At 42.6% G+C, this 23,929-nt stretch carries 26 protein-coding genes; all 26 read right to left on the bottom strand.

The genetic code is table 11. From position 1 onward, the window contains the following. Nucleotides 1-27: 27 nt before the first annotated feature. The 26 genes from fliL to VQ00_RS05500 all read right to left on the bottom strand — a co-directional run bounded on the left by fliL (nucleotide 28) and on the right by VQ00_RS05500 (nucleotide 23,877). Nucleotides 28-477: a flagellar basal body-associated protein FliL gene (gene fliL, locus VQ00_RS05625; protein WP_046179179.1), complete on the bottom strand. Its 450-nt coding sequence runs from the start codon at nucleotides 475-477 to the stop codon at nucleotides 28-30. After that, nucleotides 467-688: a flagellar FlbD family protein gene (locus tag VQ00_RS05620; RefSeq protein WP_046179178.1), complete on the bottom strand. Its 222-nt coding sequence runs from the start codon at nucleotides 686-688 to the stop codon at nucleotides 467-469. The genes fliL and VQ00_RS05620 overlap by 11 nt, the downstream gene beginning before the upstream one ends. Nucleotides 689-751: 63 nt before the next feature. Next, entirely contained in the window at nucleotides 752-1,540 is a 789-nt protein-coding gene (gene flgG / locus VQ00_RS05615) for a flagellar basal body rod protein FlgG (protein ID WP_046179177.1), read from the bottom strand. A gap of 84 nt (nucleotides 1,541-1,624) precedes the next feature. Continuing rightward, nucleotides 1,625-2,011: a TIGR02530 family flagellar biosynthesis protein gene (locus VQ00_RS05610; protein ID WP_156153980.1), complete on the bottom strand. Its 387-nt coding sequence runs from the start codon at nucleotides 2,009-2,011 to the stop codon at nucleotides 1,625-1,627. 13 nt (nucleotides 2,012-2,024) lie between these two features. Then, the gene (gene flgD, locus VQ00_RS05605; RefSeq protein WP_046179176.1) at nucleotides 2,025-2,675 is read right to left on the bottom strand and encodes a flagellar hook assembly protein FlgD; all 651 of its coding nucleotides are present in this window, start codon (nucleotides 2,673-2,675) and stop codon (nucleotides 2,025-2,027) included. Between the two features lie 3 nt (nucleotides 2,676-2,678). Then, the gene (locus VQ00_RS05600; RefSeq protein ID WP_046179175.1) at nucleotides 2,679-3,983 is read right to left on the bottom strand and encodes a flagellar hook-length control protein FliK; all 1,305 of its coding nucleotides are present in this window, start codon (nucleotides 3,981-3,983) and stop codon (nucleotides 2,679-2,681) included. 53 nt (nucleotides 3,984-4,036) lie between these two features. Further along, a complete protein-coding gene (locus VQ00_RS05595) occupies nucleotides 4,037-4,654 on the bottom strand; it encodes a MotE family protein (protein ID WP_046179174.1) in 618 nt (205 codons plus the stop codon). A gap of 7 nt (nucleotides 4,655-4,661) precedes the next feature. Next, nucleotides 4,662-5,108 (bottom strand): flagellar export protein FliJ, encoded by a 447-nt coding sequence (fliJ, locus tag VQ00_RS05590; protein ID WP_046179173.1) that lies wholly within the window; start codon nucleotides 5,106-5,108, stop codon nucleotides 4,662-4,664. A 3-nt stretch (nucleotides 5,109-5,111) separates the two neighbouring features. Then, nucleotides 5,112-6,428, bottom strand: a complete 1,317-nt coding sequence (fliI, locus tag VQ00_RS05585) for a flagellar protein export ATPase FliI (RefSeq protein ID WP_046179172.1) — start codon at nucleotides 6,426-6,428, stop codon at nucleotides 5,112-5,114. A gap of 3 nt (nucleotides 6,429-6,431) precedes the next feature. Continuing rightward, the gene (fliH, locus tag VQ00_RS05580; RefSeq protein ID WP_052728365.1) at nucleotides 6,432-7,190 is read right to left on the bottom strand and encodes a flagellar assembly protein FliH; all 759 of its coding nucleotides are present in this window, start codon (nucleotides 7,188-7,190) and stop codon (nucleotides 6,432-6,434) included. Beyond that, nucleotides 7,183-8,196, bottom strand: a complete 1,014-nt coding sequence (gene fliG, locus VQ00_RS05575; protein WP_046179170.1) for a flagellar motor switch protein FliG — start codon at nucleotides 8,194-8,196, stop codon at nucleotides 7,183-7,185. Before fliG ends, fliH begins: the two co-directional genes overlap by 8 nt. A 9-nt stretch (nucleotides 8,197-8,205) precedes the next feature. Continuing rightward, nucleotides 8,206-9,774 (bottom strand): flagellar basal-body MS-ring/collar protein FliF, encoded by a 1,569-nt coding sequence (gene fliF / locus VQ00_RS05570; RefSeq protein ID WP_046179169.1) that lies wholly within the window; start codon nucleotides 9,772-9,774, stop codon nucleotides 8,206-8,208. 32 nt (nucleotides 9,775-9,806) lie between these two features. Continuing rightward, nucleotides 9,807-10,112 (bottom strand): flagellar hook-basal body complex protein FliE, encoded by a 306-nt coding sequence (fliE, locus tag VQ00_RS05565; protein ID WP_046179168.1) that lies wholly within the window; start codon nucleotides 10,110-10,112, stop codon nucleotides 9,807-9,809. 13 nt (nucleotides 10,113-10,125) lie between these two features. Continuing rightward, entirely contained in the window at nucleotides 10,126-10,572 is a 447-nt protein-coding gene (gene flgC / locus VQ00_RS05560; RefSeq protein ID WP_256519619.1) for a flagellar basal body rod protein FlgC, read from the bottom strand. A 2-nt stretch (nucleotides 10,573-10,574) separates the two neighbouring features. Beyond that, entirely contained in the window at nucleotides 10,575-10,961 is a 387-nt protein-coding gene (gene flgB / locus VQ00_RS05555) for a flagellar basal body rod protein FlgB (protein WP_046179166.1), read from the bottom strand. Nucleotides 10,962-11,202: 241 nt separating this feature from the next. Beyond that, nucleotides 11,203-11,982, bottom strand: coding sequence for a GTP-sensing pleiotropic transcriptional regulator CodY (gene codY / locus VQ00_RS05550; protein WP_046179165.1), 780 nt, complete (start codon nucleotides 11,980-11,982; stop codon nucleotides 11,203-11,205). Nucleotides 11,983-12,002: 20 nt separating this feature from the next. Continuing rightward, nucleotides 12,003-13,397 carry an ATP-dependent protease ATPase subunit HslU gene (gene hslU, locus VQ00_RS05545; RefSeq protein WP_156153990.1) on the bottom strand — a complete coding sequence of 465 codons (1,395 nt, stop codon included), beginning with the start codon at nucleotides 13,395-13,397 and terminating at the stop codon, nucleotides 12,003-12,005. Nucleotides 13,398-13,423: 26 nt separating this feature from the next. Beyond that, nucleotides 13,424-13,966 carry an ATP-dependent protease subunit HslV gene (gene hslV / locus VQ00_RS05540; protein WP_046179164.1) on the bottom strand — a complete coding sequence of 181 codons (543 nt, stop codon included), beginning with the start codon at nucleotides 13,964-13,966 and terminating at the stop codon, nucleotides 13,424-13,426. A 15-nt stretch (nucleotides 13,967-13,981) separates the two neighbouring features. Then, a complete protein-coding gene (gene xerC, locus VQ00_RS05535) occupies nucleotides 13,982-14,881 on the bottom strand; it encodes a tyrosine recombinase XerC (protein ID WP_046179163.1) in 900 nt (299 codons plus the stop codon). Nucleotides 14,882-14,943: 62 nt separating this feature from the next. Then, entirely contained in the window at nucleotides 14,944-16,248 is a 1,305-nt protein-coding gene (gene trmFO, locus VQ00_RS05530) for an FADH(2)-oxidizing methylenetetrahydrofolate--tRNA-(uracil(54)-C(5))-methyltransferase TrmFO (protein ID WP_046179162.1), read from the bottom strand. 144 nt (nucleotides 16,249-16,392) lie between these two features. Further along, on the bottom strand, nucleotides 16,393-18,471 hold the full coding sequence (gene topA / locus VQ00_RS05525) for a type I DNA topoisomerase (RefSeq protein WP_046179161.1): 2,079 nt from the start codon (nucleotides 18,469-18,471) through the stop codon (nucleotides 16,393-16,395). Nucleotides 18,472-18,675: 204 nt separating this feature from the next. Next, nucleotides 18,676-19,554, bottom strand: a complete 879-nt coding sequence (gene dprA / locus VQ00_RS05520) for a DNA-processing protein DprA (protein ID WP_052728363.1) — start codon at nucleotides 19,552-19,554, stop codon at nucleotides 18,676-18,678. Between the two features lie 65 nt (nucleotides 19,555-19,619). Next, nucleotides 19,620-20,522 carry a succinate--CoA ligase subunit alpha gene (sucD, locus tag VQ00_RS05515; RefSeq protein WP_046179159.1) on the bottom strand — a complete coding sequence of 301 codons (903 nt, stop codon included), beginning with the start codon at nucleotides 20,520-20,522 and terminating at the stop codon, nucleotides 19,620-19,622. A 34-nt stretch (nucleotides 20,523-20,556) separates the two neighbouring features. Further along, a complete protein-coding gene (gene sucC / locus VQ00_RS05510; RefSeq protein WP_046179158.1) occupies nucleotides 20,557-21,717 on the bottom strand; it encodes an ADP-forming succinate--CoA ligase subunit beta in 1,161 nt (386 codons plus the stop codon). A gap of 154 nt (nucleotides 21,718-21,871) precedes the next feature. Next, nucleotides 21,872-22,144 (bottom strand): EscU/YscU/HrcU family type III secretion system export apparatus switch protein, encoded by a 273-nt coding sequence (locus tag VQ00_RS05505; protein WP_046179157.1) that lies wholly within the window; start codon nucleotides 22,142-22,144, stop codon nucleotides 21,872-21,874. Further along, nucleotides 22,141-23,877 carry a hypothetical protein gene (locus VQ00_RS05500; protein ID WP_046179156.1) on the bottom strand — a complete coding sequence of 579 codons (1,737 nt, stop codon included), beginning with the start codon at nucleotides 23,875-23,877 and terminating at the stop codon, nucleotides 22,141-22,143. The genes VQ00_RS05505 and VQ00_RS05500 overlap by 4 nt, the downstream gene beginning before the upstream one ends. Nucleotides 23,878-23,929: the final 52 nt, after the last annotated feature.

Genomic DNA, 23,929 nt, shown 5'->3' with positions numbered 1-23,929 from the left:
CTCACCTCCGATCAATTACAGGCATCGTTATTGAATAATGTATGAGGTGATGTACACAGCCTCTACTTCTCCATCTTGCATAATACTATTTAACTCTGTTTTAAGCGTTTCTGTAAGTTTTTGTTTTCCAGCCTCGCCTTTTAAATCTTCAGCCGTCATTTCTGAAAGCTTTTGAATAATTAAATCCTTCGCTTGAAAATCACGCTTTGTCATTTCTTCCATCGCTTCCGGACTGTCTGTTTGGATTTTAAACGAAATCCGGATAAAATCATCGGATGCAAGATTTGTCGTCATTTCAGGAATATCAACTGACGATTCAAGTACTTCATCAATGGTCGGTTCTTTATCCGCTCCATCTCCGCCTGATGACCGTAAAATAATGACTACGGCGATCGTTCCCGCTAGCAAAATGACAGCCAGCAAAACAACCATAATCATCATTAATTTATTTTTAGGCGCCTTTTGTTCATTCTCCATCGTGGTCCTCCTCCGCTTTCACTTTCCCGAGAAGCGAAATGCGTGTGTAAAACAATTCAATATCCGTCATGACTTGATCATGTGGCTCGCGGACGACATATTTTTTTCCATTCGTTAACGTAATGGTTGTGTCCGGAAAGCTCTCGACTGTTTCTATGTAAATAGCATTTAACGAGAACGGTTTGCCGTTCAGCCTCGTCACAGTAATCATATATGCCAGGGCTGAATAGATCAGCCCTGTCCCTCCCCTGCACTCAAGAGTAAAATAAGTATATTAACGCTTCATGCTCATTAATTCCTGCAATATCTCATCTGATGTTGTAATGATTCGCGTATTTGCCTGAAAACCACGCTGTGCCACGATCATTTCGGTGAATTCTTCAGATAAATCAACGTTGGACATTTCTAATGAGCCAGGAGCAATTGCACCTCGACCATCTAAACCCGGTATACCAATTTCCGGCTCACCCGAGTTGTCGGTAATTCCATAGAAGTTCGCCCCTGCTTTGCTGAGGCCCTCAGGATTCGCAAATTTTGCGATTTCAATTTGTTGTGCCGTATTTAAAACACCGCCATCAATGTAACTGATTGTCCCACCGGTCCCAATGCTGAGGCTTGTGGCTGTTGTCGGAATGTTAAATGGCGCCCCAACTTCCCCCAGGTAAAACCCATCAGAATTAATAAGATCTCCATTTTGATCCATATAGAAGTTACCTGCACGCGTATAGTACGTGTTCGTACCGTCATTCACTTGAAAAAAACCATCGCCAGAGATCGCTAAATCAAGTGTTCTTCCTGTTGTCTGTGTGGATCCTTCTGTATGAATCGTATCAATAGCAGCCAATTGTACACCGAGCCCTACCTGCTTAGGGTTTACACCTCCACGCCCTCCAGCAGTTGGTCCATTTGCGCCTGCTATTTGCTGAGATACAAGATCTTTAAACACTGTCCGTCCTTTTTTAAATCCATACGTATTAACATTGGAAATATTATTCCCAATCACATCAAGCTTTGTTTGAAAGTTTTTCATGCCGCTGATCCCTGAGTACATTGAACGTAACATAATTTTGTTTTCCCCTTTCGAATTCGTCTGCGTCGGTCGGTCGGCAGACGGTTGGCTTCCTTTACGGTCCAGCCAGTTTGAAAATTAATTATCCATGAGAATAGTGCCGTTAATATTTGTAAAAATATGTGTGTTTGCTTCTTCTCGGTTCATTGCCGTAATGATTGTGTTGTTTTTGGCGCTTGCGACAAGTGCTGCATCTTTCAATACGACAAGTGAATCCGTGACGCCTTTTGATTTTGCTTCTGATAACTTTTGGCCAATTAAATTCCATTCATTTTCATTGATTTGAATGCCCCGTTCGTTTAACCGCTGCGCCGCATGTTTGGAAATGGTGAGCGATTCAGAGAGCGTTGAAATAGTTTTCAGCGTTTCATTAAAACTCGTCGAAACACTTTGGCTTGTCTCTTTTTTTGCAGGCGGCATAATCGGCTGGCGTGTTCCATGTACGATCGGGTTGATTGATTTCATACTTATCACCCGCCTATTCTATTTTCGTTAAGGTTGAAGCAGCTATTTTTTCTCCATTTGCAAGCTGCAGCCAAACTTGTCCATCCTTCATTGAAACGGACTGAACCGCTGCGTTTTGTTCTGAACCGTCTGCTCCCCACGTAACCGTACGACCAATCAGATAGCTCGCTTCAACTAATGGATTTGAACTAATGATACTGCCAGAAGAACTTTCGTCGCCCATTAATTCAGAAATATTACCAGGCTCGAGTACGGTTCCATCTGCTAATGTAAACTGCACATTTTCTCCAGCGAACTTAATTGATGCTACCGTGCCATTTCCTGTTTCCACAACGGGCTGTCCATCTGCATCCTTTTGATCCGTTAATTTATGCCAAACAACATTTTTGCCGACGAATGACTGATAATTGATCATTTGGGAAGCGGTTTGAGCTTGAACCATTTTTTCAATCATAGACGTCATGTTGGTCATTTGCTCAAGTGATGAAAACTGGGCCATTTGTGCAATAAAATCTTTGTCTTCCATCGGACTGAGTGGATCCTGGTTTTGCAGCTGGGCCATTAAAATTTTCAAAAATTCGTCTTTCCCAAGCGCACTATTGCCTGTTTGTTTCGTTTGGGCCGGATTGTTCGCTAAATAAAGCGAGGGATCAATTTTCGACATGGGTTATACCTCAACTTCCGCATGTAATAATGCCTCTTCAAATGAAGAAAGCTTTTCGCTGTCATTTTGCTCTTCTGACTGTTCATTCGACTGTTTTTGTTCTTGCTGACGCTGCTGTTGGGCACCCCGGTCAAACAAATGCTGTCTCGTATCCGGACTTGCAATATCAAGTTTGTCGACTGTTACATTTTGCTGGTTAAATGCGTGCTTTAACTGGTGGGCGTTTTGCTCAAGCAGTTCTTTCACCGCTTGGGTAGACGACAAAATTTTAGCCGTCATGACACCATTTTGCTGCAGCAATTCAATACGAAGCGAGCCAAGCTGCTCGGGGTAAAGCTTAATAAGCATTTTAGTCCCGTTTGGTGTTTTCATCATATTGGCTTTCCCTAAAATTTCTGTGAATTTCTCGATAAACTGTTCCATGTTCATCGGCCGCGGATTAGTCTTGACGCTCATGACAAACTGTTCTGTTTTAGACAACTGATTTAAAAACGGGTTCACTGATTCAGCTGACTGCGCAACAGATTTTACTGATGGAGCCTTACTGCCAGTGGCTTCTCCTACCTCTTGAGCGCTGTTATAGTTTGCAAATGCGGTTTGTAAACTAACTTGTCTTGTACTTGATTGTGAAGAGGTGACAGTTTGTTGTTCCAACAGTACTGCCTCATTTTTCAACGCTGCCTGCAGTGTTTGAAAACGAGCCTCCTGTTTCGGAAGGTGTTTCGCAAAATAGTTTACTAGCTGCGCTGCTTTCACTACAGAAGCTATCAACTGCTTATCCGTTTCTTTAAATGGCAGTGACGCATTCTCTGTTATCAGCTTTATAAGGATCGTTAGTTCTTCTAAAGGCAATTTGTCTGCTGGCTGGTTCGTACTCACTTCATTTAGCATAGAGTCAATTGCTTTTTTTAATGATTCGCTCAATTCTCCTTTACTGCTAAATAGCTGTGCCAGTTTTCGTAATGAATCTTGTAAAGCCTCTGCATCTACTTGCAGCAAAAAAGCCAAGTCCTGAACCGAGGGCATTTCTCCTTTTTCAAGAAGTTCTTCGGCCATGGCCGCGAGCTCCATCTTATCCTCTACTAATGCTTCTATTGAATCTGCCGGCTTGAATAATGAAGCGAGCATCGTAGAGAAATCAGATGAAACGTCTTCAATTGTTTTATTTGATGCTTCTGTATTTTGAGCGCTTTGCTGAACCGAGCCGAGAAGCAAGCTGCTGAAGCCGCCTGCTGTTGGCAGCAGCGATGGGCTTAAAGATGCACCGTTAGATAACGATGTAGAAATCGAGCCTAAAACAACCTGCATGTACTACACCTCCTTTTCCTTCAACATTATCTCACATTTCCAGTCATTATTCTTTACTCATTCGATAATATTTTTGTATATTCAGCGGCTTTTTTCGCTTCCAGATTTTCTAATACAGCCGCTTGTTTCTCCACACTCAGTTCCTGCAAAATAGCGACTGCTTCATTATTAGTTAAGTTGATGATAATACCGGCAATGCTTTCTTCATCCATTGATTCATATGTTTTTGCTACATTGTTTGTTGTTTCGGTTTTCACCGTATCTGCTGTTTCTTTTTGCTGCTGTTGAAGCTGCTTTAGTTCCGCATTCAGCCGGTCCTGTTCTGTCAGCAATTCTTCAATTTCTGTTTTTGAGCTTTCAAGGTCGCCTGATAACTGCTCAATTTCTGCTTCTTTATTTTTCATTTCAGCCTGAAGCTCTACTACTTTTTCGCTATCTGATTTTCCATCCTGTTCTGCAGGTGCGATCCACTCCGAAACATACGGCACATTTCCTGCTATTTCTTTCGTTTTCTCAAACACATTGACACCTGCAATGGTCATGACAACTAATGCAATTGTCAGTGCAAACAGGATAGGAATGACGGCTACAAACAAGATCCATTGAAATGTGTTATATCCCTTTTTTTCTTCCATTTCAGCCGGATCGACTTTTTTCTTTTTTCTTGCCATTTGCCTATCACCTGATCTTTCGGTTCATAAACTGGATAGAGGAAAGCTCGTCCATTTGTTTCATTTCTTCTAAAGCCATCGACTTGCGATAATGCGTTAAATCGTTCGAGCGGATTTTACTATATTTTTTCACTTCAATATTTTTTTCTTTGAGCTGCTGTTCGCACCATTGCATTCGACCGCGTGCGGTTACGACTATTCGCTGCTGCTGATCAATTAACTTTTCTAAATTAGAAATAAATTGCTGATAGTGTTGAATGTCAAGAACCGAAAAGCCTGACTTCATTTTTTGTTCCTGCATGACAATTAAATCTTCTTTTTTCTTTAGCAGCCCATAAAGCTTGTTTGCTTCTACTTCAAATTGATTTTGCGCTTCTCTAAAAACGGTCTCTGATTCTTCTTTTTCACGCTCACGAAGCTGCATGATTTTTTCGAACTTGTAATCAAATGCCACGTCCTATCCATCCTTTCCATCTACAAGACGAACTAATCCAAGGGCTGTTTCATCCAACGTTGCTTGTTCATCAGTTCGCTGCTTTAAAAAAGAGAGAATCGGCTGATAGTTTTGTATCGCCCGATCGATTTCAGCAGACGAACCTTTTTTATAGGCACCGATATTAATTAAATCTTCCGAGTTCAAATACGTGTTCAGCGAATCCCGTACGGCAACAGCTGCATCGTAGTGACTCCGGCTGACGATATGCGGCATAAGCCGGCTGACGCTTTTCAGTACATTGATGGCCGGATATTGCCCTTTATTTGCAAGTTCGCGATCCAGCACAATATGTCCATCTAAAATTCCGCGCACTGCATCTGCAATCGGTTCATTCATATCATCACCGTCAACGAGGACTGTGTAAAAAGCTGTGATCGTGCCATGTTCATTTGTACCCGTCCGTTCTAACAGCTTTGGCATAATCGCAAAAACAGAAGGTGTATATCCTTTTGTTGCAGGTGGTTCGCCGACCGCCAGACCAATTTCACGCTGCGCCATAGCCACCCGTGTAACCGAATCCATCATTAGCATTACATTGAGCCCTTTATCACGAAAGTATTCGGCAATCGCTGTTGCTGTAAAAGCACCTTTAATACGCATCAATGCAGGCTGATCCGACGTTGCGGCGACCACGATTGATTTTTTCATTCCTTCAGGACCGAGATCACGCTCGATAAATTCCCGCACTTCACGTCCACGCTCACCGATTAAAGCAATGACATTTAAATCAGCTTTTGTATTTCGAGCAATCATGCCGAGCAATGTGCTTTTTCCAACGCCGCTCCCTGCAAAGATTCCGACACGCTGGCCTTTTCCGACTGTCAGCATACCATCGATAGCCCGAACGCCGACCTCAAGCTTTTCACGAATGGGCGGTCTTGTCATCGGATTCGGCGGTTCTGCTTCTGTTTCGATCGCTGTTAATGTGCGGGGCAAAACAGAATCATCAAATGGCTCACCAAGCGGATCAATAATTTTCCCAATCAATGCTGGACCCACTTTTACTTGAAGTGGATGGCCCAGTGATTCAACAAGGCTTCCTGGAGAAATTTCATTTATATTTCGATACGGCATTAATATAATCATTTCATCACGAAATCCGGTTACTTCCGCCATAACTGTCCGCTTGTTGTCTTTAGAGTGAATCAAGCAAATATCACCAATTGAACTTTCCGGTCCTTGTGATTCAATCATTAAGCCAACTACCCGCTTCACACGCCCATACCGTTTAAATGAATCAAGCGACGGAATCTTATATTTTAAATCGTGCGCTTTCATCTTTTACTCACTCTCCAATAATTGAAGAAGCGTTTTACGAAGCTGATGCAGCTGTGTGTCAATTCCTGCATCAATTCGGCCATTTGACGTTTCAATAAAACAAGTATTTTCGTACGCTTCTTCGTTGGGGAAAATATAACAATTAACCTCACTTGGAAAAAGGGCTTCGATTTCATCTTTTTGAGAAATGACTAATTCGTACCTTTCGGGATGGACATGGATTTGCACTTCTTTTTGATTTCTCACTTCTTTTAATGCAGAGCGGACAATGCCCATAAACGATTCATCGTCTTTTTGCAATTCTGAACGAAGAATTTTTTCCGCACAGATGATAGCAAGCTCTACAATTGTACGTTCTGATCGCTCAACATTTTTTTCATATTCAATTTTCGATGAATCGACTATCGATCTTGCTTCAGCGATCAGCGCACTTGTTTCCCGGTAGCCGGCGTCTCTACCTTCTTCCGCTCCTTGCTGGAAAGCTCGTTCATACGCCTCAAGCTGCAGCCGTTCTTTTTCATGCTCCCATTGCTGCTTCCAATTTGATGCTTCTGACATGATTTTCTGCTTTTTCGCCTCAGCTTGTTCAATAATAACTTTAGCCTGACGATTTGCTTCTTCAATAACCGTTGACCGTTCTGTGGAAAAATCAGGAACTGCTATTTCTTCATGCTCACTATTTGCATAAAAAGGCTTTATTCCAATAACTCGCTTTGGGCTCTCATTCACGTTTGGAAACCCATTTTGGCTAAAATTAGACAATAATATCATCTCCTCCACCGCGGGCGATAATAATTTCACCTGTTTCCTCTAGGCGGCGGATTGTTGCAACAATTCGGGACTGGGCTTCTTCAACATCACGAAGCCGGACAGGGCCCATATATTCCATTTCTTCTTTAAATGTCTCAACCATGCGCTGTGACATATTTCGGAAGACAACTTCTCTTACTTCTTCACTGGACACTTTTAGTGATAGCAGCAAATCTTCATTTTCACAATCGCGAATAACACGCTGAATGGACCGGTTATCAAGCGTAACAATGTCTTCAAAGACAAACATACGCTTTTTGATTTCTTCAGCAAGTTCGGGATCTTGTATTTCCAGGGCATCGAGAATGGTTTTTTCAGTTGAACGATCTACACCATTCAGCACTTCAACAACTGCTTCAACACCGCCCGTTTGCGTATAATCCTGTGTCACAGTAGAACTTAATTTCCGTTCCAAAATCGCTTCGACTTCATTAATGATTTCTGGCGACGTACTATCCATTATCGCGATTCTTTTTGCAATATCTGCCTGAACTTCCTGCGGCAATTCAGATAAAATCTGCCCTGCTTGCTGTGGATCCAGATAAGAAAGAATAAGGGCAATCGTCTGCGGATGTTCATTTTGAATAAAATTTAATATTTGCCCCGCGTCCGCTCGGCGCGCAAAGTCAAATGGACGAACTTGTAATGAGGACGTCAAACGGTTAATAATATTTTGCGCCTGATCTTGTCCAAGCGCTTTTTCAAGTACCGTTTTTGCATAGCCAATTCCGCCTTGGGAAATATAATCCTGTGCGAGTACAATGTTATGAAACTCTTCGAATACTTCTTCCTTTACATCCGTATCCACTTTTTTCACACCCGAAATTTCCATAGTCAGCCGTTCAATTTCTTCTTCCGATAAATGCTTATAAACAGAAGCCGAATGATCGGGTCCGAGAGAAATAAGCAGGATCGCGGCTTTTTGTTTTCCAGTTAGTTTTTTCTCGCGTGCAGCCATCTAATCCCCCTATTCCTCAGTCAGCCATGTACGAAGCAGTTTTGCAAATTCTTCCGGCTTTTCTTTCGCCATTTTTTCCAACTGCTTACGGCGTGTGCTGCTTTCCGTTTCATTCAGTAATTCTTCTACATCTTCTTCAAACTCATCTTCAAATTCTTCTTCCTCTTCTTCACGACGTCTTCTCACCATCATGAAGATCAACACACCGATGATTACAATCAAAATACCGCCAATGAGGTATACCCACCATGGAATAGAAGAAGTTGCTTCTTCTTCAAATGTAACTTTTCCGTTCAGCTCTTGAACCGATACGGTGATTTTTTCTTCAAGGGCCTGATCAGTCAAATCGGTATTATAGCTTTCATCAACGGAAGTTCTAACAATATTCCCAAGCAATTGTTGAATATCTTCTACGCTTTGGTCAGGCATTGTATTTGGATCATCCGGTGTCGGCGGCTCAACCATCACTTGAATGCCTAGATCACGAATTTTATACGGGCTCTCGGTAATTTCACGACGGATTCGATTGACTTCATTATTGATTGTTTCTTCTGTCCGTTCATAATCGCCACTGCCTGTTGCTCCTTCAAGATAGGTAGCTGTATCCCCCGCATCTTCTGCCTGAGGAATTCCTCCTGCACCTGCCGCATCGCCCGTATACGTTTCGGTAATTCGCTGGGCACTAATTTGAATACCTTCCATGTTTTCTTCATCAACCGGCTCTACCAGGTTTTCTTCTCGGTTTTCCTGGGTAAAGTCTATATCGGCTGTAACGGTTGCAACAACCTTATCAGCACCCATTAGCGTACCTAGCATACTTTGAACTTGACGCTGGACGTCGCGCTCTACTTGCTTTTTCACAGCCATCTGCTGTTCAAATGAATCTCCTGAACTGCTTCCTCCACCAGCAAGATCAAAATACTCAAAGTTTTGATTCATAATGACGATATTATTAACAGGAAGGTTTGGTACACTTTTCGACACTAAGTGATAAAGCGACTTGATTTGTTTTTCATCAAATTGATAACCCGGCTCTGTATTTAAAACAACAGATGCAGATGCCTGTTCGGCTTCTTCTGTAACGAAAATTTGTTCTTGAGGAAGGTTGATCATGACATTTGCATCTTTTACCCCTTCAATTCCTTGAATGAGTGTTCCAAGCTCTGTCTGCATTGCATCAAGCTTCAATACATTGAATTCATTATCTGTCATACCAAATCCCGCGTTTTGGCTAAAAAAGCTATAATCGATCGTTCCGGATTGAGGAAGGCCTTCTGCCGCTAAATCTACTTTTAGTGTATCGACAGACTCTTCTGGAACGAGAATACCCGTCCCGCCTTCCGTAATTTCATACGGAATGCCGCGTCCATCCAGATTTTCTTTTACCGCGCCGATTTCAGAAGGCGCAAGCTCACTGTAGAGTGGAGCCATTGTTGTTCTTGTCGCAAAAAAAACAATCAGTGACAAGGAAAGAACGAAAAAGGCAAAGAGTGCCGTTCCAACCACTTTTTGTTTTTTTGATCGGGTGTTCCAGTATTCTTTTATTCTTGCCATCTGCTTTTTTATATTTTCGTTCATTACAATCCCCCGGTCACTTCAATGCCTCTACATTACATTTGCATCCGCATGATTTCCTGATATGCTTCTACCGCTTTATTACGAACCTCCAGTGTTAACTGCATCGTTATTCCTGATTTTTGAGCTGCTGCCATTACTTGATGAATATCAACGTTTTCCCCGTTAATCATTTTTGTTGTTAATGAATTGGACCCCGCTTCTGCCTTCATAACACCATTCAACGAATCTTTTAAAAAGTCAGCAAATTTTTGCTGCGATTCATACGGCGTTGCTGTTTGTTTCACATTGCTGGGTCCTGTCATTACGGAAGAGACAGCATTTAATGCTTCTATAGCCATTTATTTCATCTCCTTATTTTCCAATTTCAAGCGCTTTTGTCATCATTGCTTTCGATGCATTAAACACAGTCACATTGGCTTCATATGAGCGAGTTGTACCCATCAAATCAACCATTTCACGCAGTGGATCCACATTTGGCATACTAACGTATCCTTCTTCATTTGCATCTGGGTGTTCAGTGTCATAAATTAATTTGTTTGGCGTTTCTGTATCTTCAACAATTTTTGTCACTTTTACCCCATTACCCGCTTCCTGGCGATTCGAAGCCATTTGTAAAAAATTTGAAAACGAATTTCCCTTTGGCTGCATGACAACCGATTTACGTTGATACGGCTGCCACTCTCCATCGACGAGTTTAGCCCGCGTAGATTCAGCATTCGCCATATTAGATGAAATAACATCCATTCGAAGCCGTTGGGCCGTTAAAGCAGATGCCGTAATATTCATACCGTTAAACATATTTATCTGCCTCCTTTAATGACGTTTGTCAAAGAAGAATATTTTGAATTCAACCGATCGGTCAACGCATTATAGTAAATTTGATTTTCAGCCATTTTTGACATTTCAGCATCTAAATCAACACTATTGCCACTTTCGTTGTAGGACATGTTACGTGCAGCAATAACCGTGCCATTTGGTTGCATTGAAAAATCAAAATGTCTCTTGTCTGTACGGTTATTTTGAAAATCACTTCGATTATCATCCAATATTTTCTTGAAATTCACTTCTTTAGATTTGTAATTTGGTGTGTCAACATTCGCAATATTATTTGCAATTGTTTTTTGCTTTAGCGATGCGTAATCCAAACCTCGTTCTAACGAGGTTATTGAATTTGAAAAGAGGTTCAATTAAACCACTCCATTTTCATAAATTCTTATTTTCACAAATTATATACTTTAAAAAATATAACATAAAAGTCATTTTTCGACACGTTTCTTAACAAAAATAACAATAAAATTTCATATTTCATAAATATAGGCTGTAATTTGTCATAAACCTACGTGTATTATACATTGATGTAAACTTTTGCACAAAATAATTATTTAAAAAAGGCACCAGCGGAGTAAAAATTCCGCTGATGCCTTAAAATTACTTAGATTTCAATTTTTCCAATTCCATCAAAAATTTATTATTCAGTACTTTAATATAAGTGCCTTTCATTCCAAGTGAACGCGACTCAATGACCCCCGCACTTTCAAGTTTGCGAAGTGCATTTACAATGACTGAACGGGTAATGCCGACGCGGTCCGCAATTTTAGATGCCACAAGCAGTCCTTCTTTCCCATCGAGTTCTTCAAAAATATGTTCAATTGCTTCGAGTTCGCTGTAAGAAAGAGAACTGATCGCCATTTGAACCACTGCTTTGCTGCGTGCTTCTTCCTGCATCTCTTCTGCTTTTTCACGCAAAATTTCCATTCCAACAATGGTCGCACCGTATTCCGCCAAAATTAATTCATCATCATGGAACTGCTCTTCTAATCGGGCTAGTACGAGCGTTCCCAGACGTTCGCCAGCACCCACAATTGGTACAATAGTGGTTAAGCCATTTTGAAATAACTCTTTGTTTTCAACTGGGAAAGCTGTGTATTCGCTGTTTACATCTAAATTTGATGATGTTTCCGTTAAGTTAAACAAGTTTTTTGTGTATTGCTCAGGAAATTGCCGCTCCACAAGCATTTGCTTCATTCGTTCATTTTCAATTTGCTGGTTTACGCCGAACCCAAGCAATTTACCACGGCGGCTGACGACGAAAATGTTTGCTTCAATGACTTCAGAAAGAGATTCAGCCATTTCTTTAAAGTTTACTGTTTTACCCGCTGCGTTTTGCAACATTTTGTTCATTTTTCTCATTTTTGCTAAAAGATTCATGTTGTGGTTCCTCCGATTGATTATAAAATAAATTCACTCAAGTCTTTGTTTTGTGAAATAGCAGATAATTTTTCATCTACGTATTGTGGTGTAATCGTGATTTGCTCCATCGTAATATCTGGCGCTTCAAACGATAAATCTTCAAGCAGCTTTTCCATAATGGTATGCAGACGGCGTGCCCCGATGTTATCGGTTTCAGCATTTACATGAAAGGCAATTTCAGCTAGACGCTGAACGGCTTCGTCGGTAAAATCGATTTGGATACCTTCTGTTTCAAGCAATGCTTTGTACTGCTTTAAAAGCGCATTATCCGGCTCGACTAAAATACGAACAAAATCGTTTGTCGATAATTTTTCTAATTCAACCCGAATCGGAAAGCGGCCTTGAAGCTCCGGAATTAAATCTGATGGTTTTGACATATGGAAAGCTCCTGCAGCGATAAACAAAATATAATCTGTTTTCACAGCACCATATTTCGTTACAACAGTAGATCCTTCCACAATTGGTAAAATATCGCGTTGAACACCTTCACGCGAAACATTTGCTCCTGACTGCGCACCGCCTTTTACCGCAATTTTATCAACTTCATCTATAAAAATGATACCCGTCTGCTCTGCACGACGAACTGCTTCCTGTGTCACTTCGTCCATATCAATCAGTTTTTGCGCTTCTTCCTGTTCTAAAACAGGACGGGCGTCTTTCACTGTAAATTTTTTCTTCTTTTTCTTTTTTGGCATAAGGCCGCCAAGTGCATCCTGCATGTTCATGCCCATTTGCTCCATCCCGGAGCCTTGAAACAAATCAAACATAGAGGGAGGCTGTTCCTCTACCTCAACTGTAATGACTTCATGTTCAAGCTCGCCGGCTGAAAGCTTTTGTTCAATGACACGACGTTTTTCAAAAATAGACATATCTTCTGCGGTTTCTTCCGGTTCTTCTTGCTGCCCATTATTGCCGCCGAAAAGCATTTCAAACGGGTTTTTGACTGACGTCCCTTTTTTACGCGAGGGGACAAGCAATTCAACAAGACGGCGATTCACAGCTTCTTTTGCCGGTTCGCGCACATCGTTCATTTTCTCTTCTTTGACAAGCCGGACAGCGGTTTCGGCTAAATCCCGCACCATTGATTCTACATCTCGTCCAACGTAGCCGACTTCCGTAAACTTTGTTGCTTCTACTTTAATAAACGGTGCACCTGCAAGCTTCGCCATACGACGTGCAATTTCCGTTTTCCCGACACCTGTCGGTCCAATCATCAGCATATTTTTCGGAATTACTTCGTCGCGAATTGTCTCATCTAATAAACTTCGGCGATAGCGGTTACGCAACGCAACAGCAACAGCTTTTTTTGCTTCTTTTTGTCCAACTATATATTGGTCAAGACGCTCAACGATTTGACGAGGCGTCATATTCATTGCATTTGGCTTCATTTTTTCACTCCTCACTGCAGTTCCTCCACAATGATATTATGGTTTGTATACACACATATATCCGCCGCTGTTTTCAACGCAGCTTCTGCAATTTCTGCCGCCGATAATTGAACAGCATACTGCTTTAATGCCCTTCCTGCAGACAATGCATAATTGCCGCCTGAGCCAATTGCTAGAATCCCATCGTCCGGTTCAATGACTTCTCCTGTTCCGGAAACAAGCAGCAAGTTATCTTTATCCATGACAATCAGCATTGCTTCTAAACGACGAAGCATTTTATCTGTACGCCACTCTTTTGCAAGTTCTACAGCCGCCCGCTGCAAATTGCCGCTGTATTCATTCAGCTTTTTCTCAAACAGCTCAAACAGTGTAAATGCATCAGCAACAGAACCTGCAAAGCCGGCCACCACTTTGCCATTAAAAAGACGGCGTACTTTTTTAGCTGTATGTTTCATGACGACGGCATTTCCGAATGTTACTTGTCCGTCCCCTGCTATAGCGGATGATCCGTTATGCTTTACTGCAAATATGGTTGTTGCGTGAAATTGTCCCACTTCATTTTCTCTCCTTTACGCGCGTGGATGATGATTCCGATATGTGTGCTGCAAATGCTCTTTCGTAATATGTGTATACATTTGGGTAGACGACAGACTGGCATGTCCGAGCAGTTCCTGCACTGTTCTCATATCTGCACCATTGTTTAACATATGCGTTGCAAACGTATGCCTTAACATGTGCGGATGAATTTTTCCTGATAACGATGCTTTTTGGATTAGTCCATTTAAAATATGGCGGATGCCGCCTGTCGTGACCGGCGCGCCTCTAAAATTAACGAACAGTTTGTTATGATCTACTTTTTTCATTAATAAGGGTCTGCTATTTTGTATATAGCTTTCTACTGCTTCTGCGGCAAAGCTGCCATATGGAACATACCGCTCTTTGCCACCTTTTCCGTGTACGAGCAAGACACCAAGGCGCGTATCAAGGTCTGTAAGTGTAAGACCGGCACATTCACTTACGCGAATACCCGTTCCGTATAAAATTTCAAGCAATGCACGGTTCCGAATGGAAAGGAAGTCTGACCCTTCAACTGTTTCAAATAATTCCCGCATTTCTTCCTCATAAAAAAAAGACGGCAGTTTTTTCGTTCCTTTCGGGCGATGTATAAGTAAAAACGGATTTTCTTTTACAACATCTTCCCTCATCAAAAAACGGTAAAACCCGCGGATGGCGGATATTTTTCGAGAAACAGAAGCACGGGCCATTTTTTTCTCGTGAAGCAGCGTTAAGTATAAACGAGCCGTCTGGTATGTGACATCTGTCAAATCTGCTAACTGCTGTTCGTTCATAAACATAAAAAAGTGCTCCAGGTCATCACGATAACTTTTCATCGTGTGAACAGAGCTGTTTTTTTCAATTTGCAAATAAGCAAAATAAGAATGTGTATAATTTTTGAAAAGTTTAGACATTTCTCCACCTCATAAAAGGGCTACTAAATGATAGCACATGTTAGTAACCCTCCGCAAGAAATTTACAAACTTTTCGAAAAAGTTTGAATTTTTCCTAATGCACGTTCAGCAAGCGCCTCGTATCGTTCTTTCTTTCCTTTAATCTTCATCGGCAATACTGGAAACAAGCCAAAGTTTGCATTCATTGGCTGAAAGTTGTCCGGCGAGGCGTGCGTAATGTAGTGCGCCATGCCGCCGATGGCTGTTTCCTGTGGCGCGGTAACAGGTTCTTCTCCCAATGCAAGTCTTGCTGCATTTATACCAGCCATTAAGCCACTCGCTGCCGATTCCACATACCCTTCTACACCGGTCATTTGCCCGGCAAAAAACAAATTCGGACGCTCTTTCAGCTGATACGTTGACAGCAGCGCTTTTGGCGAGTTAATAAACGTATTGCGATGCATGACCCCGTAGCGGACAATTTCAATATTTTCAAGACCCGGAATAAGCTGAAGCACTTCTTTTTGCGGTCCCCATTTTAAATGTGTCTGAAAACCAACAATGTTATAAAGTGTTCCAGCTGCATTATCCTGACGAAGCTGAACGACCGCATATGGACGTTTTCCAGTACGTGGATCTTCAAGACCAACTGGCTTCATCGGACCGAACAGCATTGTTTTTTTGCCTCGGCTGGCCATCACTTCAATCGGCATGCATCCCTCAAAGAAAATCTCTTTTTCAAATTCTTTTAGCGGCACTGTTTCTGCCGCAATGAGCGCTTCATAGAAACGATCAAATTCTTCTTCATTCATCGGGCAGTTTAAATAAGCGGCTTCTCCTTTGTCATAACGAGACTTCAAATACGCCACATCCATATTAATACTGTCTTTTTCAACGATTGGCGCAGCTGCATCATAAAAGTATAAATAATCTTCGCCTGTCAGCGCCTGAATTTTCTCAGCCAGTCCGCTCGTTGTTAATGGTCCTGTTGCAATGACGGTAATGCCTTCTGGAATCTCAGTTACTTCTTCATTGATCACCGTTACGTTCGGATGATTTTTTACACGCTCTGTTACATGTCCTGCAAATTCATGCCTGTCAACAGCGAGCGCACCGCCAGCCGGAACTGCACAGGCATCGGCTGAACTAATAATAACAGAATTCAAGCGGCGCATCTCTTCTTTTAAAACACCAACTGCATTTGTTAGTCCATTCGCGCGCAGCGAGTTGCTGCAGACAAGCTCAGCAAATTTATCCGTGTGATGGGCTGGTGTTTGCTTTATGGGCCGCATTTCGTATAAACGAACCTGCAGACCGCGTTCTGCAATTTGAAAAGCGGCCTCACTTCCAGCAAGTCCGGCGCCGATTACATTAATTGGTTGAGTCATATTTAGTTCCCCCCACTTTAAAGGTACGTACCTATATATCCATTTAGCATTGTACACTACCTGCTTATAGAAAAAAAGAAAAATGTTTTTAATCAACATGAAAAACCGCCTGATATTAAATAAAATCAGGCGGTCCAATCTGGTTTATGCTTGAGGCTGTTCTTTATAATCGCATTCTGTACATTGAATCTGTACACCTTTTTTAAGCTTTTTCTCAACAAGCAGCTTTGCACATTTTGGACATGGACGTTCAATCGGCTTATCCCACGAAAGAAAGTCGCATTCTGGAAAGCGATCGCATCCGTAAAAAATACGCCGCTTTTTACTTTTTCTTTCTATTATATTACCCTTCGTACATTTCGGGCATTTCACGCCGATCTCTTTGACGATCGCTTTTGTGTTCCGGCATTCAGGAAAATTACTGCACGCCATAAATTTTCCATAACGGCCCATTTTAAAGACCATTTCGTGCCCGCACTTTTCACAGTCCTCACCAGCAGGTTCATCTTTTATTTCTACCTGCTCCATTTCTTTTTCAGCTTTTTCAAGGTGGCCCTCAAAACCTTTGTAAAACTCATCGATGACAGCGACCCATTCCTTCATGCCATCTTCTACGTTATCAAGGTCCCGTTCCATTTTTACAGTAAATTCAACATCAATAATATCAGCGAAAAACTCAACCATCAATTCATGAACGATAGTCCCGAGCTCCGTTGGGACAAATCGCTTATTATCAAGTGCGACATATCCACGCTTTTGAATTGTATCAAGTGTTGGCGCATACGTAGACGGGCGCCCGATACCCTGCTCTTCCAGCGTTTTCACAAGACGGGCTTCCGTATAGCGTGGCGGCGGCTGCGTGAAGTGCTGCTTAGAATCAAGGTCTCCTGACTGTACCGCATCCCCTTTTTCGAGATTTGGCAGGAAGTTTTCTTTTTCTTCATTCGCATCATCTGATCCTTCAACGTAAACTTTCATAAAGCCTTGAAATTTCACTTTTGACCCCGTCGCTCGGAACATTACGTCCCCATTCACAATATCTGCGCTGACTGTATCCATTACTGCAGCGGCCATTTGACTGGCGGTAAACCGTTCCCAAATGAGCTTATAAAGACGAAGCTGGTCACGCGACAAAAAGTCCTTTAATGAAGATGGTTCACGCAGCGTACTAGTTGGACGAATCGCTTCGTGTGCATCCTGCGCATTCGTTTTTTTCGGTTCTTTTTTCTGTCCTTGTTCTTTTACGTACTCTTTTCCATATTGGGAAACAATATAATCCAGGCTTTCTGACTGTGCCACTTCTGACACCCGCGTTGAATCCGTTCTCATATACGTAATTAAACCGACGGTGCCTTCTTTCCCAAGATCAATTCCTTCATACAATTGCTGGGCAAGCATCATCGTCTTTCTAGCTCGGAAGTTTAACTTTCGGGCTGCTTCCTGCTGAAGTGAAGACGTTATAAAAGGGGCTGCCGGATTTCGGCGCCGCTCTTTTTTTGTAACAGATCCCACTGAGAATTGGTTTCCATTAATCGCAGCTAACACTTTTTTTACATCTGCTTCTGATGTGAGTTTTTCTTTTTTTCCGTTTAAGCCATAAAAAGAAGCGCTAAATGTGTCACGATCTTTCGTAAATTCTGCTTCAATTGTCCAATATTCTTCCGGAACGAATGCTTTAATTTCATTTTCACGATCAATGACAAGGCGAAGTGCCACCGACTGAACACGTCCGGCACTAAGTCCTTTTTTCACTTTCTTCCATAATAACGGGCTGATGTTATAGCCAACAAGCCGGTCTAAAATGCGGCGCGCCTGCTGGGCATCCACCAAGTCCATATTAATCGGCCGTGGGTGCTTAAAAGATTCCTTAATAGCATCTTTTGTGATTTCGTTAAAAACAACCCGGCAGTCAGATGACGTATCAATGTTTAATGAATGAGCCAAATGCCAGGCGATGGCTTCCCCTTCACGATCCGGGTCAGCCGCGAGATAGATTTTTTTCGCTTTTTTCGCAGCAGTTTTCAATTCTTTTAAAACGGGTCCTTTACCGCGGATGGTAATGTATTTTGGATCGTAACTATTTTCCGTATCAACGCCCATTTGGCTTTTCGGCAAGTCCCGAATATGCCCCATTGATGCGCGTACTTTGTATTTCTTCCCGAGATAGCGTTCAATTGTCTTCGCTTTCGCCGGGGATTCCACTATTACTAAATAATCTGACATAAAATAAAGCCTCCCCCGAGAGGTAAAATGAATAATTAGACATATTATTATGCGGATGCCGCTTGTTTGTCAAACGTTTCTCTTTTACATTATTCATTTTTGTTCTCTATATGTTACAAAACAGGACATGTTTTGCAAAATCATTCTGTTGCAAAATTTATATGATATTGACAGAAATTGCAACTGTTTTCGCAAAAAGTTTTTTTATTCCTGCTTGAATTCCATTAAAATATCGTCAGCACAATGAACAATTTTGGCTCCATCTGCAATTAACGAATGGACCCCTTCGGAAAGCGGATGTGTAATAGGTCCCGGCACCGCAAACACATCTATTCCTTGTTCCATTGCAAAGGAAGCGGTAATGAGCGACCCGCTTTTTTTCGCCGCCTGAACGACGAGTACACCTTTAGACAATCCGCTCACAATCCGGTTTCGGGCTGGAAATTGCCATTTTTCCGGTTTTTTATCTGGCGCATACTCAGATAAAACTAATCCTTCTTTTGAAATCCGCTGAGCCAGCTGTATATTTTCCTGAGGGTAAAAGTGCCCAAAACCGCCCGCAATAACCGCAATTGCTTTGCCGCCTGCCTGTAATGCCAATTCATGTGAAAATGCATCAATCCCTTTAGCAAGCCCACTGACAATTAAAATGTTTCTCTCTATTAAAGACGGAATGATCGACTGAAGTGCTTCTTTTCCGTACTGATCACCATTTCTGGCGCCGACAACAGCGAGCATGTTTTCTGTTGTCAATAATTTGACGTCCCCCATCGCAAACAACCCCCACGGTGGCTGTGGCAGCCTTTTTAGCTGTTTAGGGTACAGCTTATCGTAAATCGGAATAAAGATCGATGAGGACTTCATTAATGATGAATAAAGATGATTGAATGATAAAGAGTGGAGCTTTTGTAAAATGAGGTCTGCTTGTTGAGTGGATCGACCAGTAATCTGGGCGTATTCGGTACTTGGCATTCGAGAGAGCGTTTCTAAATAATGATCATGTTTTAATAATAAATATTGATCTTTCCAACTAATATTCTCACAATATTGCAGTTTTAGCAGCCATTTTGTCGTTTCATCCACGTTCATTTCCCTCCTTTAATTCACACAAAATGAGACGCCTGATCCAATCAGGCGTCCATTCACGATTAATGTGTTTTACACTCTTCCAATAGTCCTTTTTCTTCAAGAACTTTAATCAATGTTTCACCCATAACAGAAGGCGTTTCTGCTACTTGAATACCGCACTCGTTCATGACGCGGATTTTTTCATCAGCTGTTCCTTTACCACCTGAAATAATCGCGCCGGCATGGCCCATACGTTTGCCTGGAGGTGCTGTACGGCCGCCAATAAAGCCGACAACGGGTTTTGTCATGTTGGCTTTTACCCACTCAGCCGCTTCTTCTTCAGCTGTACCGCCGATTTCACCGATCATGATGACCGCTTTTGTTTCTGGGTCTTCATTGAAAGCTTTTAATACATCGATAAAATCCGTTCCATTTACCGGGTCGCCGCCGATGCCAACTGCAGTGGACTGACCGATGCCTGCCTGCGTCAGCTGGTGAACCGCTTCATACGTAAGCGTGCCGGAGCGTGATACAACGCCGACATGGCCTTTCGTATGAATGTAGCCCGGCATGATGCCGATTTTGCACTCGTCCGGCGTGATAACACCGGGGCAGTTTGGTCCGACAAGGCGTGTTTTCTTGCCTTGCATATACCGTTTTACTTTGACCATATCAAGCACTGGAATATGCTCTGTAATACAAATGGCCAAATCAAGATCCGCGTCAACCGCTTCTAAAATCGCATCCGCCGCGAATGGAGCTGGAACGTAAATAACTGAAGCGTTTGCACCAGTTTCTTTTACCGCTTCCGCCAGCGTGTTAAATACGGGTACGCCTTCAACTTCAGTGCCGCCTTTTCCAGGTGTGACACCGCCAACGATTTTCGTGCCGTATTCAAGCATTTGTTTTGTATGAAAAAGGGCAGTAGAGCCCGTAATGCCTTGGACGATTACCTTTGTATCTTTATTAATAAATACACTCATGCCTGTACCTGCCTTTCTATTGTCAACATCTTGATTATTTTACGAGACTAACGATTTTTTGCGCGCCATCTGCCATTGAATCTGCTGAAACAATGTCAAGTCCTGACTGGTTCAAGATTGCTTTACCGGCATCTACGTTCGTACCCTCTAACCGGACGACCAGCGGTACAGATAAGCTTACTTGTTTCGCCGCTTCTACGACACCCGTTGCAATAACGTCGCATTTCATAATGCCGCCGAAAATGTTGACGAAAATTCCTTTTACATTTTCATCAGAAAGAATAATTTTAAACGCTTCTGTTACTTTTTCAGCTGTCGCGCCGCCCCCAACGTCAAGGAAGTTGGCGGGGTCGCCGCCATAATGTTTAATAATGTCCATTGTGGCCATTGCAAGACCGGCGCCGTTTACCATACATCCGATGTTTCCGCCAAGCGAAATATAGCTGAGGTCATATTTGGATGCTTCAATTTCTTTTTCATCTTCTTCATCAAGATCGCGGTATTCCAAAATGTCTTTATGACGGTACAGAGCATTTGAATCAAAGTTCAATTTTGCATCAAGCGCCATAACCTTGCCATCACCTGTCACAACAAGCGGGTTAATTTCTGCAATCGAGCAGTCTTTTTCCACAAATGCCGTATAAAGGCTCATCATAAATTTCACAGCTTGTCCAACGAGCTCTTTCGGAATGTTAATGCTGAACGCAATACGGCGCGCCTGGAATGGGCTGAGACCTGTTACTGGATCAATGTACTCTTTGAAGATTTTTTCAGGCGTCGCTTCTGCCACTTCCTCAATTTCTGTTCCACCTTCTTCAGACGCCATTAAAACGACTTGAGATGTGGCACGATCCAGGACAAGGCCAATGTAGTATTCTTTTTTTATGTCGCACCCTTCTTCAATAAGAAGGCGCTTTACTTCTTTACCTTCAGGGCCTGTTTGATGCGTGACCAATACTTTGCCGAGAATTTCTTCTGCATATGTACGTACTTCATCAAGATTCTTTGCAACTTTCACACCGCCCGCTTTTCCACGACCGCCCGCATGAATCTGTGCTTTGACAACGTTTACTTTTGTGCCAAGTTCTTTTGCTGCTTCAACCGCTTCTTCAACAGAAAACGCAACTTTCCCATTCGGTACGACAACACCGTAGCTTCTGAGAACTTCTTTCCCTTGATACTCATGAATATTCATCTTTCAGCCTCCTATCGATCTCAAACACAAGTCTCATTGCAAAACAGACTGCGACTTCATTGTAGAGAAAAAAAGAAATTATGTCTAGTTTTTTCAACATAAAAAACCCGCTCTTTTTTTCAAGAACGTTTTTTTTGCAAAACGCTTACAATGTTTATTTACCTAGACGCCGATCGAGACGGTACACGAACGCGAATACTTCAGCGACGGCCTGGTACAAATCCTCTGGAATCGCTTCATTTATTTCAAGCTGACCGAGTAGTTCAACAAGTGCCGGGTCTTCTTGAATCGGAATATTGTTTTCTCTTGCAGATTCAAGAATTTTATCTGCAATGATTCCTTTTCCTTTTGCTTTTATGATTGGTGCACCCGCTGAATCCGGATTATAGGACAGGGCTGCTGCCTGCTTACGATTTGTTCGATTCATATGCGGATATCCACCCCCATATAGCCGTCATCATCCATGATGCGGGCAAGTGGCGGCTTTGATTTATCCTCAACTTCTTGCAGGGATGGTTCTTTAAAATGGACCCCTGACAGACGGTACCCGCCTCCTTCAAGTGCTTCTTTCAAAGAGTCAAATGCCGGACTGCTTATTTTTTTCAAGAGAGGGATAGGTGCATCTACACTAATATTGATATGCACGATCCGGTTTTGTACTTGCATATCAATAACCGTATTTCGTAAATTTGGCATTTCCACGTAAAACAAAACACGACAAAAATCGGCATCGATTTTCCCGTCCTCTTTTTTCTTCCCTTGCCACTTGATCGTGACATCTCCCTTAAATTCACCGAATTGAACAGGAGACTGCATAACGAGCTGCTGCAGCGGACCAGATTCAGCAGATAAAATATGCTGAGCATTCAGACGGCCGACTAGCTGCTCTGCCGCTTCTCTGACCGGTACAGGCATTGTTTCCGTCATCAGCTTAATCAATTCCTGCTTGACAGTTTGCGGCACGGCTTCCGGCTTATTTTTTGACGCAATCATTGCTTCATGATCCAGTCCAAGAAAGCGAAACGCATCGCGCAATGACGCATTCGCTGTCGGTTCTGGGAACGAAAGAGTTTCTGCGCCGAGAAGCATAGCCATACGCGCAGCTGCTTGATCGGGAATGGATGCAGCAGCTAAGGAAGCGAACTGAAACAACGACGCGGTCATTTTCGCGTCAGGCATCTGGCCCATTTTTAGTTCACCTGTCAGCTGCGCTAATTGCTGCATCATTGCCAGACGGTCTGGGTGCTGCAGTGGAATCGATAAGGAAACAGCTTCTTTAAACACCGCCACCGCTTCTTGGGACGTGGGACGGCTGACAAGTTGGACAAGTGTTTCTTTTATCATTTGAACGGGTGCAGCCACTTCATTTGCACCACGATTTGTTATCGGGATGCTTCTTACAATGGCAGCAAGTGATTCCTCTCCGCTTCCTCCTGTCATGGCAGCGCCAGGCGCAAGCGATTGATGAAGTACTCCAATAGCTGCTGCTTTTAATGATGGATTTGTACTTTGCAGAGCCAGGGCTAACTGGGCTGCTTTTTCATTTGGACTGCCTTGAAAACTATGGGCACTAGAAGGCTTTTCCCCAAGCAGCCGGCTAATGGCCTCGACAGCATTTTTGTTATCAACACTGTTTTGTGGAAGCATTTGCTGCAGGGAAACCATTTTTTCCGTCATCGAATCTGGTGAACGGGCTGCCACAAGAGCTTGAAAAACGTTTTCCGTCATCGGCAAATTGCGGTTCATCATAAAACGGAGTACTTCTGTCCCATCTGCTAATCCGGATTTCCCCAGCCAGCCTGACACCGTTTGAATGAGCTCTTTAGACAGTGTCTTTCCATTTTCAATTGCTGCTGTCGTAAAAGCAATGTTTTCTTTTGTCGGCTGAATCTGCAGCTTTTCAAGCAGCATGGACGCTTGATCCGCGGACCGGTGAAACGGCGCATAGTCCGTCAGAACATTGAGCTGGATTCCTTTATTAAGAGAAGCCACTTGAAAAAAATAACGTTCTCCCATTTGCAGCGGCACTTCTAACTGTGCCGTTATTTTTTGCCCAAGCACGGCGAGCTCCGCCATTTGACCCGGCAAAAGCTTGATGGCTTTGCCGGAAAAAATTTGTCCTTCTTTTAACATTTCAACCGGATTACGCCCTTGCTGCACTCTTAGCCCTCTTTGTATTGCCTGTTGGCCAATTTCCATGCGTCTTCACCCC

The sequence above is a fragment of the Domibacillus tundrae genome (genome assembly GCF_000970675.1).
In the GTDB taxonomy this organism is placed as follows: domain Bacteria; phylum Bacillota; class Bacilli; order Bacillales; family Domibacillaceae; genus Domibacillus; species Domibacillus tundrae.
The sequence above is the reverse complement of the archived record's forward strand: the minus strand, read 5'-3'. Positions and strand labels throughout refer to the sequence as shown.